17 protein-coding genes and 1 tRNA gene are annotated in these 18,249 nt (G+C 56.9%); 8 read left to right on the forward strand and 10 right to left on the reverse strand.

Features of this window, described 5'->3' with window-relative positions; translation table 11 throughout:
* The first annotated feature begins 223 nt into the window (after window positions 1-223).
* Window positions 224-484, forward strand: a complete 261-nt coding sequence (locus PEL8287_RS07390; protein WP_085891733.1) for a hypothetical protein — start codon at window positions 224-226, stop codon at window positions 482-484.
* A gap of 162 nt (window positions 485-646) precedes the next feature.
* On the opposite strand, the gene PEL8287_RS07395 is transcribed toward PEL8287_RS07390, so the two are convergent.
* The 7 genes from PEL8287_RS07395 to PEL8287_RS07425 all read right to left on the reverse strand — a co-directional run bounded on the left by PEL8287_RS07395 (window position 647) and on the right by PEL8287_RS07425 (window position 6,969).
* Entirely contained in the window at window positions 647-898 is a 252-nt protein-coding gene (locus PEL8287_RS07395; protein ID WP_085891957.1) for a histone H1, read from the reverse strand.
* Window positions 899-1,093: 195 nt separating this feature from the next.
* Complete coding sequence (locus PEL8287_RS07400) at window positions 1,094-1,702, reverse strand: hypothetical protein (RefSeq protein ID WP_085891734.1); 609 nt, start codon at window positions 1,700-1,702, stop codon at window positions 1,094-1,096.
* A gap of 323 nt (window positions 1,703-2,025) precedes the next feature.
* A tRNA-Glu gene (locus PEL8287_RS07405) sits at window positions 2,026-2,100 on the reverse strand.
* 368 nt (window positions 2,101-2,468) lie between these two features.
* Entirely contained in the window at window positions 2,469-4,220 is a 1,752-nt protein-coding gene (recJ, locus tag PEL8287_RS07410) for a single-stranded-DNA-specific exonuclease RecJ (RefSeq protein WP_085891735.1), read from the reverse strand.
* Between the two features lie 24 nt (window positions 4,221-4,244).
* Window positions 4,245-5,210: a class II fructose-bisphosphatase gene (gene glpX, locus PEL8287_RS07415; RefSeq protein ID WP_085891958.1), complete on the reverse strand. Its 966-nt coding sequence runs from the start codon at window positions 5,208-5,210 to the stop codon at window positions 4,245-4,247.
* A 68-nt stretch (window positions 5,211-5,278) separates the two neighbouring features.
* Window positions 5,279-6,565 (reverse strand): homoserine dehydrogenase, encoded by a 1,287-nt coding sequence (locus PEL8287_RS07420; RefSeq protein ID WP_085891736.1) that lies wholly within the window; start codon window positions 6,563-6,565, stop codon window positions 5,279-5,281.
* 116 nt (window positions 6,566-6,681) lie between these two features.
* Window positions 6,682-6,969: a hypothetical protein gene (locus PEL8287_RS07425; protein WP_085891737.1), complete on the reverse strand. Its 288-nt coding sequence runs from the start codon at window positions 6,967-6,969 to the stop codon at window positions 6,682-6,684.
* A gap of 105 nt (window positions 6,970-7,074) precedes the next feature.
* Between PEL8287_RS07425 and PEL8287_RS07430 the strand changes: the two genes are divergently transcribed.
* Entirely contained in the window at window positions 7,075-7,671 is a 597-nt protein-coding gene (locus tag PEL8287_RS07430; protein WP_085891738.1) for a TetR/AcrR family transcriptional regulator, read from the forward strand.
* Between the two features lie 197 nt (window positions 7,672-7,868).
* Entirely contained in the window at window positions 7,869-8,339 is a 471-nt protein-coding gene (locus PEL8287_RS07435) for a hypothetical protein (RefSeq protein ID WP_085891739.1), read from the forward strand.
* Here the strand turns inward: PEL8287_RS07435 and PEL8287_RS07440 are convergent.
* From PEL8287_RS07440 to PEL8287_RS07450, 3 genes are read right to left on the reverse strand one after another with little or no spacing between them, the layout of a single operon-like run.
* Window positions 8,336-8,914, reverse strand: a complete 579-nt coding sequence (locus tag PEL8287_RS07440) for a TadE/TadG family type IV pilus assembly protein (protein ID WP_139837730.1) — start codon at window positions 8,912-8,914, stop codon at window positions 8,336-8,338. The two genes, PEL8287_RS07435 and PEL8287_RS07440, sit on opposite strands and share 4 nt — an antisense overlap.
* A gap of 1 nt (window position 8,915) precedes the next feature.
* Window positions 8,916-9,458 (reverse strand): TadE/TadG family type IV pilus assembly protein, encoded by a 543-nt coding sequence (locus PEL8287_RS07445; RefSeq protein ID WP_085891741.1) that lies wholly within the window; start codon window positions 9,456-9,458, stop codon window positions 8,916-8,918.
* Window positions 9,455-11,152 carry a pilus assembly protein TadG-related protein gene (locus PEL8287_RS07450; RefSeq protein ID WP_176228584.1) on the reverse strand — a complete coding sequence of 566 codons (1,698 nt, stop codon included), beginning with the start codon at window positions 11,150-11,152 and terminating at the stop codon, window positions 9,455-9,457. The genes PEL8287_RS07445 and PEL8287_RS07450 overlap by 4 nt, the downstream gene beginning before the upstream one ends.
* Before the next feature lie 446 nt (window positions 11,153-11,598).
* Between PEL8287_RS07450 and PEL8287_RS07455 the strand changes: the two genes are divergently transcribed.
* The 5 genes from PEL8287_RS07455 to PEL8287_RS07475 all read left to right on the forward strand — a co-directional run bounded on the left by PEL8287_RS07455 (window position 11,599) and on the right by PEL8287_RS07475 (window position 18,213).
* Window positions 11,599-13,029 (forward strand): Glu/Leu/Phe/Val family dehydrogenase, encoded by a 1,431-nt coding sequence (locus tag PEL8287_RS07455; protein WP_085891743.1) that lies wholly within the window; start codon window positions 11,599-11,601, stop codon window positions 13,027-13,029.
* A gap of 118 nt (window positions 13,030-13,147) precedes the next feature.
* Window positions 13,148-14,401 carry a sarcosine oxidase subunit beta family protein gene (locus PEL8287_RS07460; protein WP_085891744.1) on the forward strand — a complete coding sequence of 418 codons (1,254 nt, stop codon included), beginning with the start codon at window positions 13,148-13,150 and terminating at the stop codon, window positions 14,399-14,401.
* 71 nt (window positions 14,402-14,472) lie between these two features.
* The gene (locus tag PEL8287_RS07465) at window positions 14,473-14,745 is read left to right on the forward strand and encodes a sarcosine oxidase subunit delta (RefSeq protein ID WP_085891745.1); all 273 of its coding nucleotides are present in this window, start codon (window positions 14,473-14,475) and stop codon (window positions 14,743-14,745) included.
* A complete protein-coding gene (locus PEL8287_RS07470) occupies window positions 14,742-17,672 on the forward strand; it encodes a sarcosine oxidase subunit alpha family protein (protein WP_085891746.1) in 2,931 nt (976 codons plus the stop codon). Before PEL8287_RS07465 ends, PEL8287_RS07470 begins: the two co-directional genes overlap by 4 nt.
* A complete protein-coding gene (locus PEL8287_RS07475; protein ID WP_085891747.1) occupies window positions 17,665-18,213 on the forward strand; it encodes a sarcosine oxidase subunit gamma in 549 nt (182 codons plus the stop codon). Before PEL8287_RS07470 ends, PEL8287_RS07475 begins: the two co-directional genes overlap by 8 nt.
* Window positions 18,214-18,249: the final 36 nt, after the last annotated feature.

Here is an 18,249-nt window from a genome sequence, read left to right on the forward strand (position 1 = left end):
CCATCGGATTGGCCGGTTGCGCTTGCCATACTCGGTGGCCTTGGTGCGTTGGCGGGAGGAGCGGGTATCGTGGAGGTCGCCGTCCGCGTGACCTTCTGGGGCTCGTGGATATCGAAGCGCTCAAGAAAATGGGGCGAAAAACCAGATCTGAAAAGCAACCCGGCGAAGGCCAAACCTTAAATTAGGCGCAAATATCGGCAATCTCCCTTAAAAGACCAAGGATGTGTTCAATGATCTTTCCTGGTTATATGGCGCCGACAAGCTGTTACGCGCCCATGACGATCACAAACCGGACGAGCCCGGCGAACAGGATCAGATCGAGGTGCGGTTGAATGCCCAGACGGCGCGGTCGTGGAAGGTGATGAACGGTGAATGGTTCGCGCCCGAAGGTCTGCCCACACTATTCTACGTCGGCAAGCCGCATCCCAAAGGTGCAAAGAGATACGCGATAATATCACCGGTTTTCATTTGCCGATATTTTTGAACGAGCAGATCGCACTGGTGATGCGCGAATTCGGGTTGGGCGAGCATGCGTTGCAGATCGCTACAGCATTGACCACGTCGGTCTTGCGCCGTTTCACATAGGGTTTGGCGTAGGCCGTGGGATCAGGTGTAGATCATGGCCGACCGCGCTCAATTCACTTGCTCAAGTGGTGCGCTGATCCACAGTGTCCCATTGGCGCTCTGATTTTTTCCAGCGGGCTGTTGCACCGTCTTTTGCAATTTCCCGCTTGCGGCCCTTGTTTAAAACCTTTGCTCTCGCTTTCCCGCCCTTGAGGCCACCCTTGCGCTGCCCTGACGTGTCTGGCTCATGCTTCACGTCCTCACCGGTAACTATCCCCGCTATCATGTGGGCAAGCTGGTTGGCGTCTCTGGGTCTTTTGGGTTTGTCTGTCATGCCTCCAATATGGGGGTAAATCAGTATTGGCGCAATTGTGGACATTTGCCACACTGTCAAATGTCCACTTTTCAAATTTCAAAGTGACCCACTACCGGCGGTTGGATTCGCTTCTCAATAAGGAAGCTAGGGAGATTCTTAATAGTACGGGTTGAATAGCCGCTAAGGCATAAGGCAGCTAACGGCTTAAGCGGCCTACAGCACAGCGCGGTTCCGGTGGTTTAGAGAGCTTCTTCCGAAGCCAATCAATGCCCCGATAGAAGACATCAAGAACCAGATAGCTGCGGGAACCGGGACTACAGAGAATGAAATTGGAATTTCTCTGGAATCCGTAAGTCCCGCTCTTCCGTTAATGACATCACTAATAACCGCTTTGCTATTGGTGACATAGGCGCTTTGATCGCCGGAAAACAAGCCAAGTGAAAATACTGAAAGGTCTGTTTTTAAGGTAACATCAAGATTGAACGTCCCATACTGGCCAAGCCCACCCAAGCTATAGGAGAAAGGCAAATTTAATATTTTACAATCCGCAGGAGATTCTTCGGGACTGGCAGGGCAAGGATCTTCTATAAAAAAATCGAGAAGTATACCTGATACTTTAAGATTAGTGATGGTATCAGCCGGGTCGTCCGACTCGATGATACCGTCGCCGTTGCCATCAATACCCCTAAAAAACCCTGACACCCTTACGTTGGCGTTTGAGCCCGAAAACTTCAAGGCAAGCTTCTGTGACGCCGCAGAGCTATCACTCGGAACGATAAACAACATAAAAGCGCATAATACTACAAAGCTACTGCGCATCATTGGTTTAGCTTTAAAAAAAATGCAAAAGCCGCAATTAAACTGAAAGACTTCATTTTCTAATCCTTACTACAAACAAAACTTAGATAAGATTAAACTATGAAGTTAGCTCCCTAATGCAAAGCCATTTCTGATTTGAGTTATGTGCGGGTCGAGGAAAGGTGGAGCCTATGGGAGCCAAGATATCTTGATCACTGTGCTCCCGCGCTCAAATCCCATGCAATGAGACGAAAACCCGCTTGCGGATCAAGCGTTTTTTCTATGTGGGGTATTATGTGGGGTAGCAATTTGAAATCTGGAAATTAGTAGATGATTTCAATTGTGTATGGCAGCCCGTAGGGGAATCGAACCCCTCTTTCCAGGTTGAAAACCTGGCGTCCTAACCGATAGACGAACGGGCCATACCTTGGCGTGAGGCGTTACCTAGGCAAAACGCAGCAGCAACGCAAGAGGCATTTTGCAAAAACTTCACTGGGCGGGAAACCTTTGTAACACAGGTTGAAATTGACACATCGCTGCCAGCCCCTGCCATGGGAATTCAATTGGCCTTCAAATCTGATTTCCAGGCCGAATCTGATTGATTGACTTGCCTGGAATGAATTGCGCCGGCCTGATCTTTGCGGTCGGTTCTATGATCAATACCACCAATCCGTTGCCGCAAAAACTTGAGACAGCATCTGGTCAGAAATATCTGCGAGTCTCATTCTGACGCCGATACCCCCCAAATAGGGAAACCTTGCATGCTTATCTAAACGCTATGAAAACGGCGTCATGCCTGCGAGGCGCGCGCAGCATCCTCAAGGCGAAGTTGCACTGATTGACGGCCGCCCCAGCTGTTTATTTCCAACCGCCCGGCAAGATGAAAAGGCGCACCGCCATGGTTTTCAAGGACAGCGCCCATGGCGCCGTCGTAGGCGCCAAAGGCAATCGCATCGATCTGCGCACCCATGCCATCGCCAAAGCGCAACTTGAGATGACTGTCGCCAACGCGTTTGGTGAATCCGATCTTCATTTCAGGGAAGACATAGCGCGGTCCTGCCGCCCCGGCGCCGAAGGGGCCTGCAGCCTCGATCTGTTCGATCAGTTCAATTGTGGCTGCCCCGGGCATCATCAGGGCGTCGAGCCTGAGGTCTGCCGGGCCTGCATCGCCGGCACCCTGACGCCCCAATAGTTCGGCCAGCCGCGCCATGGCAGGCTCAAGCATGTTGCGGGCCACTGTCAGTCCAGCAGCCATTTTGTGGCCACCGCCCCTGAGCAACAGGCCTTCGCTGGCCAGGCGCTGAATGCTTGCACCCAGATCGACTCCGCTGACAGACCGACCAGAGCCTTTGCCCTCGTTCCCTTCCAGCCCAATAACTACCGCCGGGCGGTTGCTGGCCTCTTTCAGGCGGCTGGCGACGATGCCGACAACACCTGGATGCCAGCCTTCTCCGGCGGCCCAGACCAGCGGTGCATCCAGCCCGCGCTTTTCAGCCTGCGCCAAGGCGGCGGCCCTAACCGATGCTTCAATCTCGCGCCGCTCGGCGTTCAGCTGGTCCAGGCGTTCGGCCATGGTATGGGCTTCGGCCGGGTTATCACAGGCTAGCAGGCGGGCCCCCAGATCGGCCTTTCCGATACGCCCGCCGGCGTTGACGCGCGGGCCCAGCAGAAACCCGAGGTGATAGGCGTTTGGCGCGGTGTCCATCCGCGCCACGTCAGCAAGTGCCACCAGACCGGGACGCTCGCGCCGCGCCATGATCCGCAGACCTTGACGTACAAAGGCGCGGTTGACACCTGTTAACGGCGCCACATCGGCGACAGTGGCCAGTGCAACCAGGTCCAGCATGCCCATCAGATCAGGCCCCTGACGACCCGCCTCGCGCAGTTGGCGACCCACTTCGACCAGCATCAGGAACACCACCGCCGCCGCGCAGAGATGCGCCAGATCACCAGCTTCGTCCTGCCGGTTGGGGTTCACAACTGCCAATGCATCGGGCAGGGTTTCGCCGCCAAGGTGGTGATCCAGAATGATCACGTCCGCACCTTTGGCGGCCTTTACTGGATCATGGCTGAGTGTTCCGCAGTCGACACAGATAATCAGATCATGAGCCTGGGCAAGCTCGGCCATGGCGGGTTCATTGGGGCCATAGCCCTCGTCGATGCGGTCGGGGACATAGAGTGTTGCCTGCCGCCCCATCTGCCTTAACCAGTCGATCAGCAACGCGGCCGAGCTGCCACCATCCACATCGTAATCGGCAAAAATGGCGATCTTTTCGTTGCGGTTCAAAGCCTGCACAAACCGAGCGGCTGCTTTTTGCATGTCTTTCAGGCTGCGCGGATCCGGCAGCAGGTCGCGCAATTGGGGGGTCAGATAGGCATCGGCTGCTTCGGGGGTGACACCAAGCCGGGCAAGGGTCTGGCACAAAGGGCGGGGCAGGGTGGTTTGTTGGGCCATTGCCTCGGCCTGCCTGTTGGTTTCGGCAGACGGCCCCACCCATCGCCGCCCGGTCAGGGATTGCGTGACGCCCAGATATGCAGTCACCTGATACTCCTGACCTTTGATGCCTTAGCCTACGGGGTTACGATAGATTATCCGCCGCAGCGATCCGGTTTTCGAGCGCATCAGTACAGTTTCGGTTTCGACATAGGTCGAGCGGCGTTTGACGCCCGACACGATCGAGCCGTCTGTTACGCCCGTGGCGGCAAAGATCACGTCATCTGTCACCATCTCGTCGCGGCTATAGATCCGGTCAAAGTCGGTGATACCGGCCTTACTGGCGCGACCACGTTCATCATCGTTGCGGAACAACAACCGTCCCCAGATCTGGCCGCCCAGACACTTAAGCGCACTTGCCGCCAGAACCCCCTCGGGGGCGCCACCCGAACCCATGTACATATCGATACCGGTACGCTCGGCCTCGGCGCAGTGGATAACGCCTGCCACGTCACCATCGGTGATAAGATAAACGGAAGCACCGGTTTCGCGCACCTGCGCAATCATATCCTGATGGCGCGGGCGTTCCAGAATGCAAACTGTGATTTCTGATGGCTTGCAACCTTTTGCTGCGGCCAATGCCTCAACCCGCTCGCGGGGGGACATGTCCAGTGAAACGACATCCTTTGCGTAACCCGGACCGATGGCCAGTTTGTCCATGTAGGTATCAGGCGCATGCAGCAGCGTGCCGCGCGGTGCCATTGCGATCACGGTAAGCGCATTGGGCATCGCCTTGGCGGTTAGCGTGGTTCCTTCCAACGGGTCCAGGGCGATATCCACACCGGGACCGTCGCCCGAGCCTACCTCTTCGCCAATAAACAGCATCGGCGCCTCATCGCGTTCGCCTTCACCGATAACCACGACGCCCTGAATGTTCAGCATGTTCAGCTGTTCGCGCATTGCATTAACAGCGGCCTGATCGGCGGCTTTTTCGTCACCGCGTCCAATCAGATCGGCGCAGGCCAGTGCCGCCGCCTCGGATACGCGGGCAAGGCCCAATGAAAGCATGCGATCATCAAAGTTTACGTGGGCAGTCATGAAGGTTTCCTTGCAAAATTCGGCATTCAAAGCATTAACGGCAGCACCATTGCGGCACAAGGGTGGCCTCAGACAGATTCGATCCTGAGGGCCACCGGGTCTCCGGCCAACACGTCCAGTTTGGCCATGGCGAGCAGGGCTGCATCCAGTGCCATTCGGGTGGTTTTATGGGTGACGATCAAAACGGGGGCTGTGCTGTCATCATGCTGATACTGACGCATGCGGTCGATCGAGACACCAGCCTCTCCCAAGGCCGCGGCGACCTTGGCCAGTGAACCTGGTTTGTCCACTAACGCCATGCGCAGATAATACGGCGCAGGGGTCGCGGCCTTTGCCGCCTTGGCTTTGCTGAGCCCGGCGGCGGGTTGACCAAAGACCGGCATGCGGAAACCGCGGGCAATGTCCATGACGTCCCCCATCACGGCACTGGCGGTTGGGCCTTCGCCCGCGCCGGGGCCGCGCAGGACGATCTGTTCCACGCTATCGCCTTCCAGCACACACATGTTGGTGCCGCCCTCTAGTTGGCCAAGCGGACTGTTGTCGGGCACAAGGCAGGGCGACATGCGCTGTTCCAGCCCCCGGCCTGTCATCTGACAGACCCCAAGCAATTTGATGCGATAGCCCATGTCGGCTGCATGGTTGATATCCTCGATGGTGATCCTTTCGATACCTTCAAGTTCGACAGCGTCGAAATTCACCTGAGACCCAAATGCAATTGCCGCCAGCAGCGACAGTTTGTGACCGGCATCAATACCGCCTACGTCGAGCGTCGGATCAGCCTCTAGATACCCCAGCTGGTTGGCTTCTTCGAAGACCACGTCGTAGGGCAGACCTGCCGATTGCATTCTGGTCAGGATGTAATTGCAGGTGCCGTTCATCACGCCCATAACGCGGGTGATATTGTTGCCGGACAGCCCTTCGGACAGCGCCTTGATTACGGGGATTCCGCCTGCAACGGCGGCCTCGAACCCGATGACGCATCCGGCGTCTTCAGCGGCCAGCGCCAGCGCCTGGCCATGGTGGGCCAGCATGGCTTTGTTTGCGGTGACCACGTCCTTACCGGCGGCGATTGCGGCTTCGGTCGCGGCCTTGGCCGGGCCGTCGCTGCCACCCATCAGTTCAACAAAGACATCCACGTCATCCCGTTTTGCCAGGGCAACCGGATCATCCTCCCAGGCATAATCAGTCAGATTTACCCCGCGATCCTTGTCACGGTTTCGGGCCGATACTGCCGTGATGACAACGGGGCGCCCCGCGCGCGACGCGAGAAGATTGGCTTTCTGGCGTACAATCTTGACGACGCCAGCGCCGACTGTGCCCAGTCCAGCGATGCCAAGGCGCAGGGGTTTTGTCATGGGGGTCTCCGGATTCACTGTAAAATGGCTCTGGTTGCGCGATGTAACGGGTTACGCCCGCCCATGCAACGCGGGTTTTGAGTGTACGCTGACAATATGAAAGGGGCGATGCAGTGTTATTGGACGCCCTGTTTCATCCGCCGGTGGGTCGCGTCATCCACGACCGGGCCTCTCAGCTGTTGCGCCCGCTCTTTAAGCCGCGCCGCGCGGGCCTCGACCTCCTCGACCGTTGTGGGCTCGACCTGGGTGTCAGGTACCTGATTTTGAATGTTTTCCACGGGCACAAGATCGGGATAGGGGGCATCACGGGCGTCGGTGCTGACGGCGTCATCCAGCTGCGGGAACTGGGTGCAGGCGATTATTATCGTCAGAGGGAACAGCGCAAGGGCAAAGCGTGGGCGCATCTGAGGCGGTCCTTGTCATCGGGTGCTGTTTCTCTCATGCCACTCTTTTGGGGGGTGTAGCAAGCGGGGCTTTGATCTGAACGAATGTTCAGATAAATCTGGATCATGGCAAGAACTCAAGGTTCACATTCTGATATTACCGGCCCCCGCGTTCGTGACGCGGCGCTGTCGCTTTTTGCGCAGCATGGCTACGCGGCGGTGTCGATGCGGCAGATTGCAGCCGAGGTCGGGGTGCAGGCCGGGGCGCTGTATAACTATACCTCTGACAAACAAAGCCTTTTGTTCGATCTATTGAAAAGTCATATGGATCAACTGCTTGCAAGCTGGATGGCGCAACCGGAAGCCCCTGTCGCCATGCAGGCGCTGGAGCAATTCACCCGCTTTCATATCCGCTTTCATTCGGAACGACCCGAGGCGGTTTTCATCTCGTACATGGAACTGCGCAACCTGACGCCAGAGAATTTTGCTGTGATCGAGGAACTGCGCAAGGACTATGAAACCAAGTTAGAAGATATTTTGCGCGCCGGCGTTGCGCAGAATGTGTTTTCCGTGCGCGAGCCAAAGGTTACGGCAATGGCATTGATTGCCATGCTGACCGGGGTGAACACATGGTTCAAATCGGACGGACGGCTTAGCCTGGAGGATGTCGAACAGGTCTACTGGGACATGGTGCGCAAGGCCGTTTCAAAGCGTACGGATTGAACGTTTCGTACGCCTATTTCGTACGTTTTTACCCAGCCCCTTCTGAGAGCCAGCTGGCAACAGGGCGAGGCCGGCCGACGCCCCCAGGTTGCAATGTTTTATTGCGGGCCATTTTTCTTGCAATTGGGTTCGGGCAGATATTTCGATTCAACACCTCTTAAAAAAGAGATAGAGCCCCCTGAAAGGGAGACACAAGAATGAACGAAGAGATTTTGGCAACAGTGCATGCGTCGGGCCCGCGCCGTTTTATCGGGGTGGCCTCGCTTTTTCTGTTGGGCGGGTTGCTGATCTATATCGCGTTGGCGCAGCCCCCGGAAAATCTGTTTTGGCGCCTGTTTCTTTTCGTGCTGGGTGGGGCGACCCTCTGGCTGTCCGAGATGATGCGGCGCGCGACGTTGATGACGGTTGAACTGACCGAAACACATCTGCGCTGCAGTGATGGTCGCGTGATTGCGGAAGTGTCACAGATTGCATCACTGGATCGGGGGACATTTGCTTTCAAACCGTCGCACGGGTTTCTGGTGCGGCTGAAAGACAAAGCCCCGGCTTGCTGGCAGCCGGGGCTTTGGTGGCGTTTAGGGCGCCGTGTAGGGATTGGTGGCGTTACGCCGGGGCCGCAAACCAGGATCATGGCCGATATGATAGCGGCCATGCTGGCGCGGGATTAAATAACGCAGGAATTTCCGCCCTCGAGGCAAATCTGCGGTGCGAACCGAATTGTTGTAAAGGTCCGGGTATCTATCCTCAGGTCCTTTTTCAGACCAATATTGAACAACGAATGAAAAACCGAGTTTGATTCGATCAAGATAACCTCTTTGCCGTGATCCAGAACCGGTATCCTGTCATGGGCATTTGCGACATCCGCGTCGGTGAGGGCAACGAGACCGCCCGTGCCGCGCACCTCGGACCAGCTGATTTTGTATTTATCAATGTTCTGATCGTATTTGACGATCGAAATGCGAATCTGGTTTACGCCGTTGTCATTGGTGATTTCATCAAACAGCGCCTTTGTGTTGTCGATGTAGGTCGTGGTCAGGTAATCCTGCTCGCGCGAGATCATGTCGCCAATGGTGAATGTCGCTTTTTCCCGCACGCTTTTATAACGGTGAAGTTCAAAAAGGTCATAGGTCGCGGTGAGGGCCCAGAACAGAATGGGCAAGGTAATGACCGTTTCGACCATCAATGAACCACGCGTGTCATCACGAAAACTGCGCAGATATTTATACATGCTTTTCAGTAACATTTTACAACGGCTCCTGAACGAAGGCAGTCAGTGAAACGATAGCCACCTGACCATATGCATCTTTTTGCAGCGCTTTGCCCAAAAAGCTTTTTGGGAACAAAGGATCGTATTTCAGACAGGCGCGCAGCAGCATCAACTGGTTCTGAGCGCCTGGCGTAACTTCGGTTATCAGGTTCACTTCTTCAGATTTATCGGTGCATTTCACCTGTGACGAAAGCGGGTTGAAGGCACGCAGATCTGCCGGCTCCATTTCGAGGCGCAAGTTGTTTTCGCAATTCACAAGCAGGGATGCGTATTCACATATGTCCGCCTTAATCGAGTCATGCGTCGGATCCGGGTTGCTTCCTGTCGACAGGCGGATGTCACGGGCGGCCATGTCCAGCCCACGCTCGAGCAGGGTGTGGCGCAAGGTGACGAACCCCAGTTCGATGGAAAACATCATCAGGATCAGGAACACCGGGAAAACCAGAACAAATTCAACCGACGCGGTCCCGGATTCGGATTTTCGAAACCTGCCGAGAGCTTTGTTGAAAAAGCGTGTCATTGGGTCAACCTCAGATTTTGAACGTTGGCTGCGATCGAACTAAAGGCATCTGTGATGCTGAGACCCTGTGCCCGGTAGTAGTGCTCGACCGACGAGGCACAGTTTTTCAGGTTCTCTTCTGCCGTTCCTCCGTCGGGGATTTCAAAGCCGACCGAGTAGATAAACGCGCCTTCGCCTTTGAGAGTGGTACAGATTTTCCCCATGCGGGTGTTCTTCAGCGCTCCGGTGACTTGCTCGGAGTAGCGATAGTCATTCCACGCATCCCAGTCGCCGGTTATGCGCCCATAATAGTGCGGAGACATCAGACCCCAGGCTTGCTCCCAGCTAAGTTGCTCTTTGGAGATAAAATCAGGGTTCGGAGAATTAGCTGTTCCTTCAAGGGCAGCCATATAACCATCGTCACGCCATTCGTCGTTTGCGACGTCGTAAAAACTGTCAACGTCGCCGTCGTTGTCACGATCATATGGTGTGGGATCTTTGAGATAATAGACCGACTCGATCGGACCGGTGGCCTTGTAGATGCAATTCCATCCTTGGGTGCCGCACTTCGCTTCATAGGACGCATCAGTGTATTGTTTGTCCTTGTTCTTGTTCTGGAATGCGTAGTCGAATGCATGATCCTGCATTTTATACTCAAACAAGTCCGAGTGCGCGCCGCGGAATTCCGGATTGCTTTTGTCAAAGAAATACGTGGTTGTATTTTCGCCGTCGCCCATGACGATCATGATCTTGAGAGTCTCGGGCTCGCCATAGTCAACCGGCACGCGCGACAGGGATCCGTCAATTTCTCCATTGTTGATCAGGGCAGCCGAAACTTCACGGAACCGTGGCCCCAGAAGGGCAGAACCCCATTTGACACCCTGTTCGGTTGACGTGTTGCCAGCGGCAAGCAGGCCGTCGATCTTGTTATTCAACTCAGTTTCACTGATTGAATATGGCAAGATGCGGAAATACTCATCCGTGTAGCACGACCGCCAATCCTGGTTAAGGTCGTCAAAATCACCGTACATTGACGTATAGATCATCTGCTTCATGTTCGTACCGGTGCTCAGCGAAGAGTTCCCGGTGGCAAGCGACGGATGTGTATAGTCGTTTTCTTCAAGGTAAATACAGTTCGAATACTGGTGTGTATCTTCAACAGCCAGGACATTGTAGATGCCCTCTGTTGGTGTCACAGAAGTACTGAAGGGCACAATGGAAATGACCGTGTCGCCAGGCAGTGAGGCGTTCAGGATGGTTGTGACAAAATCCTTGGCTGCGATGCGCAGGTTTTCAATCTTGCTGTTGTTCCGCATTGATCCGGACACGTCCAGAACCAGAACAATTTCAAGTTTGGGGATGCGCCGCTCGGCCGTGGCTGCGGTAGACGCGCTAAGCGTGTTCACGCCGGAAAGCTTCATCAGATATGTATCGAGTGTCATGCTGGCACGTGCAGACACCTTTGTTGCGTTCATTGTGGATACAACATCGCCGTCCTGAAAATCGTGCAGGTATTCTGACATCTCGGACTTGGCGAAATAGTCGGTCACGATCGTTTTTGGGTCCCGGCCATCGGGTGCCGCGGCCCCCGCCAGAACGGCGTTGTCCAGCACGGCATGGAGATGCGCGCGCTCCATCTCGTGGCGCATGGTATCAATACCGATCCCGCCCATGGCAAGCATGAAGATAAAGATGAAGAGGGCCAGAATGACCATCGCACCGTCTTCTTCCTTGCGGAGCTTTCGGACTTGATGAGCAAAATTCCTCAGACCTCTGACTTTTCGGGTTTTGTCTTCGGTCTGATCAATATTATGATTTAGGTATTGCTTAAACATTTCTACACCTCTTCTGGACATGGGCTTGTCCTGCGGAACGCACCGCATCAATGCTTTTTATTAACGATTTATGTGACGAGATTAGGGCAGAAATGGGACAAACCGCCTGAGATTAAGCGCGATTTTTCAACAGTGTAATTTAATTATGCCTATTGTTTTCGAATCCAGGCCAAGTCGCAATTATTAATGTTTAAGCGGTCTCAGGGGGAATCGCACCTGCCAGCGCGGGTGGACAAAATTGTCACATGCTTTAACCATACGTGAATACCCGGAGCGGTACGGCGGAAGGCATGCTGGCGCCCCGGGGGTTATCAAGGGAGATAAAAATGAACGCTGTTAAAGAGCCAAGCTTTCGCGAAAGTGTGGATCTGATGTTTAATCGCGCCGTGGCGCTGATGGATTTGCCGCCCGGTCTGGAAGAGAAAATTCGCGTCTGCAATGCGACCTATACCGTGCGTTTCGGTGTGCGCCTGCGCGGAAAGCTCCATACTTTTACCGGCTATCGAAGCGTTCATTCCGAACATATGGAACCTGTCAAAGGCGGCATCCGATTTGCCATGGGGGTGAACCAGGATGAGGTAGAGGCGCTGGCCGCACTGATGACCTACAAATGTGCGCTGGTTGACGCGCCATTTGGCGGATCGAAAGGCGGCTTGCGGATCGATCCGCGTGAATGGGACGAGCACGAACTGGAACTGATCACCCGCCGCTTTGCCTACGAGTTGATCAAACGCGATCTGATCAACCCGGCGCAGAATGTACCGGCCCCCGACATGGGCACGGGCGAGCGCGAAATGGCGTGGATTGCGGACCAGTACAAACGCATGAATACCACGGATATCAATGGCCGGGCCTGTGTGACGGGCAAGCCGATCAATGGCGGTGGTATTCAGGGCCGGACCGAGGCGACGGGGCGCGGCGTGCAATACGCGCTGCAGGAGTTTTTCCGGTATCCCGAAGATACCAAGGCAGCCGGTCTGAGCGGCAAACTGGATGGCAAGCGGGTGATTGTGCAGGGGCTGGGCAATGTGGGTTACCACGCTGCCAAATTCCTGCAGGAAGAAGACGGCTGCAAGATCACCGCCATCATCGAGCGTGACGGCGGGCTGATGGATGAGGACGGTCTGGACGTCGAGGCCGTTCGCAATTGGATAGCCAGCCACGGTGGCGTTGATGGCTATCCGAAAGGGAAATACATTCGTGATGGTGCGAAATATCTGGAAAACGACTGTGACATCCTGATTCCGGCGGCGATGGAGGGTGTGATCAACATGTCGAACGCGGCCAATATCAAGGCACCCCTGATCATCGAGGCTGCCAATGGCCCGGTGACGGCAGGGGCGGATGATATCCTGCGCGCCAAGGGCTGTGTGATTATCCCCGACATGTATGCCAACGCCGGTGGTGTGACCGTGTCCTATTTCGAATGGGTCAAGAACCTGAGCCACATCCGCTTTGGCCGTTTGGGCCGTCGCCAGGAAGAGGCACGCCACCAGCTGATCGTGGACGAGTTGCAGAGGCTGGACGCGCATCTGGGCGACAAGTGGGTGATGACGCCGAACTTCAAGCAGAAATATCTGCGCGGGGCCGGCGAGCTGGAGTTGGTGCGTTCAGGCCTGGATGACACGATGCGCGCCGCTTATCAGGCCATGCGCGAAACATGGCATAGCCGTGAAGATGTCGAAGACTTGCGCACTGCGGCTTATCTGGTGTCGATTGGAAAAGTCGCGACCAGCTATCGTGCGCTGGGGCTTTGATATCCGGGTCGCGGACTGACTTGAAAGTGTCGAAAAACATGGGGGGCGGTAACGCCCCCCATTGCTATTGATGGGGTGACTTGCTTCTATCGGGGCGAGTTGATCTGGGAGGTCATTTATGCGGTTTTCGGGATTTCGCATTCTAAAAGAAGGCCTGACCGGCAACAAGGGCTGGGCTGGGCACTGGCGAGATGCCGCGCCGAAGTCCGAATATGACGTGGTCATCATCGGCGGCGGCGGGCATGGCTTGGCCACGGCGTATTATCTGGCGAAAAACCACGGGATCACCAATGTCGCGGTGCTGGAAAAGGGGTATCTTGGCGGGGGCAATGTGGGGCGCAATACAACGATTGTGCGCGCCAATTACTTTCTGCCCGGCAATTCCGAGTTCTACAGCCATTCCCTGAAGCTGTGGGAAGGGATGGAAGAAGACCTGAATTACAACGTCATGCACAGCCAGCGCGGGCAGATTGTGTTGTTTCACTCGGACGGGCAGCGCGATGCGATGGTGCGGCGCGGCAACGCGATGGTCAATCAGGGCGACGATGCCGAACTGCTGGATCGCGAAGGTGTGCGCCGCCATCTGCCCTATCTGGATTTCGACAACGCGAGGTTCCCGATTTATGGCGGCATACTGCAACGCCGGGCGGGCACGGCGCGCCACGATGCGGTCGCCTGGGGTTACGCCCGCGGGGCCAGCGACCGAGGCGTTGACCTGATCCAGAACTGCGAGGTCACCGGGATTGATATCGAAGGCGGAGTTGTCAAAGGGGTGCAGACCAGCCGCGGGTCGATCCGGGCCAAAAAGGTCGCGATCATTGTGGCCGGGCGCTCAAGCCAGGTAGCGGCAATGGCGGGGATGCGCCTGCCCATCGAAAGCCACGTGTTGCAGGCCTTTGTGACCGAGGGGCTAAAGCCGGTGATCAACCATGTGGTCAGTTTTGGCATGGGGCATTTCTATATCAGCCAGTCGGACAAGGGCGGGCTGGTTTTTGGTGGGGATCTGGACATGTACGCCTCTTACGCTGCTCGGGGCAATCTGCCCATCGTCGAACATGTGATGGAGGCGGGCATGACCCTGATGCCGATGATCGGCAAGGCCAGGGTATTGCGCAGCTGGGGCGGGATCATGGACATGTCGCCCGATGGATCGCCCATTATCGACAAAACGCCGACGACAGGGCTCTATCTGAATTGCGGCTGGTGTTATGGCGGGTTCAAGGCGGTTCCGGGCTCGGGTTATTCAACCGCGCATCTGGTGGCGACGGATACACCGCACGAACCCGCTGCCCGGTTCCGGCTGGACCGTTTTCGCACCGGGCGCGGATTGATGGATGAAGAAGGTACCGGCAGCCAGCATAATCTGCATTGATGCGGCTGCGGTGAGGGTGGAATTTTGAGTATTTCAGGAAAAATGAAAGTCACCAGGAGCGGAGCGCAGCCATGAGGATTATCTGTCCAAATTGCGGAGAGCGCGACCGACGCGAGTTTTACTATGTCGGCGATGCGGTGGCGTTGGAGCGACCGGCAGAAGATGCAGATCTGGCCGCATGGGACGACTATATCCACAATCGTGAGAACCCGGCAGGTGTGACGCAAGACCTTTGGTATCATGAAATGGGGTGTTCCGCCTGGCTGGTGGTGAAACGCAATACGGTGACACATGAGGTGCTCAGTGCCGAGTTGGCAGCGGATGTGAAAGGGGCGGGCGCATGAGAGTCGAAGGCACTGGCCTGATTGACCGCAGCAGCCCGGTCGGATTCAGTTTTGACGGCCACCTCTATCAGGGGTTCGCAGGCGATACGCTGGCCTCGGCGTTGATGGCCAACGGTGTCGGGATGGTGGCGCGGTCGTTCAAATATCATCGCCCGCGGGGGGTAATGACAGCAGGCAGTGAAGAGCCCAACGCGCTGGTTACACTTGGGCTGGAGGCGGGGCAGGAGCCAAATGTGCGGGCCACCACCCAAGAGCTGTTTGAAGGGTTGATGGCGCGGAGCCAGAATCGCTGGCCGACGCTGGACTGGGATTTGTTGGCGCTCAATGATCTGGCTGCACGGTTTCTGGGGGCCGGTTTTTATTACAAGACTTTCATGTGGCCCCGGGCGTTCTGGGAAAGGTTGTACGAGCCGGTGATCCGTCGTGCCGCCGGGTTGGGGGCGCTTTCGGGCAAGCCCAATGCCGATAAGTATGAAAAGGCATATGCGCATTGTGACCTGCTGGTGATCGGCGCCGGACCCGCCGGGCTGATGACAGCGCTGACCGCGGCGAGGGCCGGGGCGGATGTTATCCTGGCAGAGGAAGACACGCGGGCCGGAGGGCGGCTGAACGCTGAAAGTTTCGAGGTGGATGGCGCGCGCGGGGCTGTCTGGGCGGCCGAGGTTACGGCAGAGCTGGCGGCAATGGGCAATGTGCGGATCATGACGCGCACCACAGTGACCGGGGCCTATGACCAGGGCACTTACGGCGCGCTGGAGAAACTTGGCCCGCAGATGGTCGCGCGTGCTGGCGCGCCGCGCGAGTGTTTCTGGCGGATCACTGCCAGACGCGCCGTGCTGGCGGCTGGTGCAATCGAGCGCCCGATCGCTTTTGCGAACAATGATCGCCCCGGTATCCTTATGGCGGGGGCGGTGCGGGCCTATGCCAACCGCTGGAATGTGGTTCCGGGGCGCAATATTGCTGTTTTTGGAAACAATGACAGCGCCCATCGCACTGCAGCCGACCTGATTGAGGCAGGGGTGCATGTAAGTGCGCTGATCGATGCGCGCCACCATGCGACCTGCGATCTGGATATCCCCTTTTACCCGGGTGCCGAGGTGTGCAATGCCCATGGCCGCAAGGCACTTGAAGCAATCACGGTTGCGACGACAAGTGGCACCCAAAAGATCCGCACCGATGCGCTGGCGATATCGGGCGGCTGGAACCCGTCTGTGCACCTGACCTGTCATATGGGCGCGCGGCCGGTCTGGAATGCCGATCTTGAAGCCTTTGTCCCGGTTGCAGGTGCCATTCCGGGTTTGTCCGTTGCCGGGGCTTGTCAGGGCGATTTCTCAACCCGCGCCTGTCTGGAAAGCGGGATTGCAGCAGGGAGGCGGGCAGCCGAGGACCTTGGCCTGACTGCCCCTGACATGGCCGCGCCGATGGCCGAAGACAGCAACTATGACATCCTGCCGCTGTGGTCCGTGCCGGGCAGAGGGCGCGCCTGGCTTGATTTCCAGAATGACGTGACGGTCAAGGATGTACAGCAGGCTGTGGCTGAAAACTTCCGCTCGGTCGAGCATATGAAACGCTACACCACGCAGGGCATGGCGCCGGATCAGGGCAAAAATTCAAACATTGGGGCGCTGGCGGTGCTGGCGGATGCGACCGGCCGGGGCATCCCCGAAACCGGCACTACCACGTTTCGCCCGCCCTTTGTTCCGGTTGCCATCGCGGCGATGGGGGCCGGGGCGCAGGGTGCCGGGTTTGCGCCACAACGCTTTACCACCTCGCACAAGGCAAGCATTCAGCGCGGGGCGCCGATGATCGAAGCGGGGCTGTGGTACCGGCCCAGCTATTTTCCTGCACCTGGTGAAACCCACTGGCGGCAATCGTGTGACCGCGAGGTGGCCATGGTCCGCAACGCGGTCGGTATCTGTGATGTCTCGACCCTGGGAAAGATTGATATCCAGGGGCCGGATGCGGGGAAATTCCTTGATTTCGTCTATACAAATACCTTTTCCACGCTCAAGACCGGTCGTACGCGGTATGGTCTGATGTTGCGTGAAGACGGGCATGTGATGGATGACGGCACCACGGCTCGTCTGGGGGAACAGCACTATCTTATGACCACGACCACCGCTGCTGCCGGGCAGGTGATGCGCCATCTGGAATTTGTGCATCAGTGCCTGTGCCCGCAGTTGGACGTACGTTTTATCTCGGTTACCGAACAATGGGCGCAGTTTGCCGTTGCCGGGCCCAAATCGCGCAGTTTGCTGAACGGGCTCCTGGATCAGGAAATTGACGATACCGGATGGCCTTTCATGGCCTGCGGTGAAGTATCAGTTGGAGAGATGCAGGCGCGCCTTTTCCGCATCTCGTTTTCAGGCGAGCATGCGTATGAGCTGGCCGTGCCGTCGCGCTATGGCGATGCCGTGTTCCGCGAACTTGTCGCGCGGGCCGAAGCAATGAACGGCGGCCCTTACGGGATGGAGGCGCTGAATGTGTTGCGGATCGAAAAGGGCTTTATCACCCATTCCGAAATCCACGGACGCATCACCGCGTTCGATATTGGCATGGCGCGGATGATCAGTGCGAAAAAGGATTGCATCGGCAAGGCGGCTGCCGCACGGCCCGGGCTTGTGGATGAGGATCGCGAACAACTGGTGGGCCTGAAACCCATCGGCGCGGTCAAAGAGCTGACCGCCGGGGCGCATCTTTTCAACCGCGATGACGACGCGATCAGGGTCAATGATCAGGGCTATATCACTTCGGTGGCGTTTTCACCCACCTGCGGGCATTTCCTTGGGCTGGCCTTTTTGAAGAACGGGCGTGCGCGGCATGGCGAGGTGGTGCGCATGCACGACCATCTGCGCGGCTCGGTCACACTGTGCGAAGTGCATGATCCGGTTGTCTTTGATCCCGAGGGAGGGCGCGTTCGTGGTTGATATTATTGCCAAAACTCCCTGCGAAGGGCTGTTGCCGCTGACCATCGGCACTACCACTGTGACAGAAGTGCCCCCTAGTATGATGACCTCGGTCGCACCTTACAAGGGGTGTGAAAAGGCACTGTCGACGGTGCTGAAATCAACGCATGGCATTGCCGCTCCGGCGCCGGGACGTGCCACAGGAAAAGAAGGCGCGCGCGCGATCTGGTTCGGACAAAGGATGATCCTTCTGATGGGGCCTGTGCCGGATGCCGCGTTGGCCCAACATGCCGCGCTTACCGATCAATCTGATGCCTGGGCCGTGGTGCGGCTGGACGGGGCGGGCGCCGCAGAAGTCTTGGCGCGCCTGACACCGATTGACCTGCGCGACGGCGCCTTCAAGCGGGGCCACACCGCGCGGACCGAATTGCAGCACATGATGGCAAGCATCACCCGGCTAGGGTCGAACAGCTATCAGATCATGGTGTTCCGCAGCATGGCCGAAACGCTGGTGCACGACCTGAAAACCGCAATGCAGAGCGTTGCAGCCCGCAACGGCTGATTCAGACTGTTTGCTTGCCAAAGTGGTTTGCCGCGC

Origin of the sequence: Roseovarius litorisediminis (assembly GCF_900172295.1) — a bacterium.
Lineage (GTDB): Bacteria > Pseudomonadota > Alphaproteobacteria > Rhodobacterales > Rhodobacteraceae > Roseovarius > Roseovarius litorisediminis.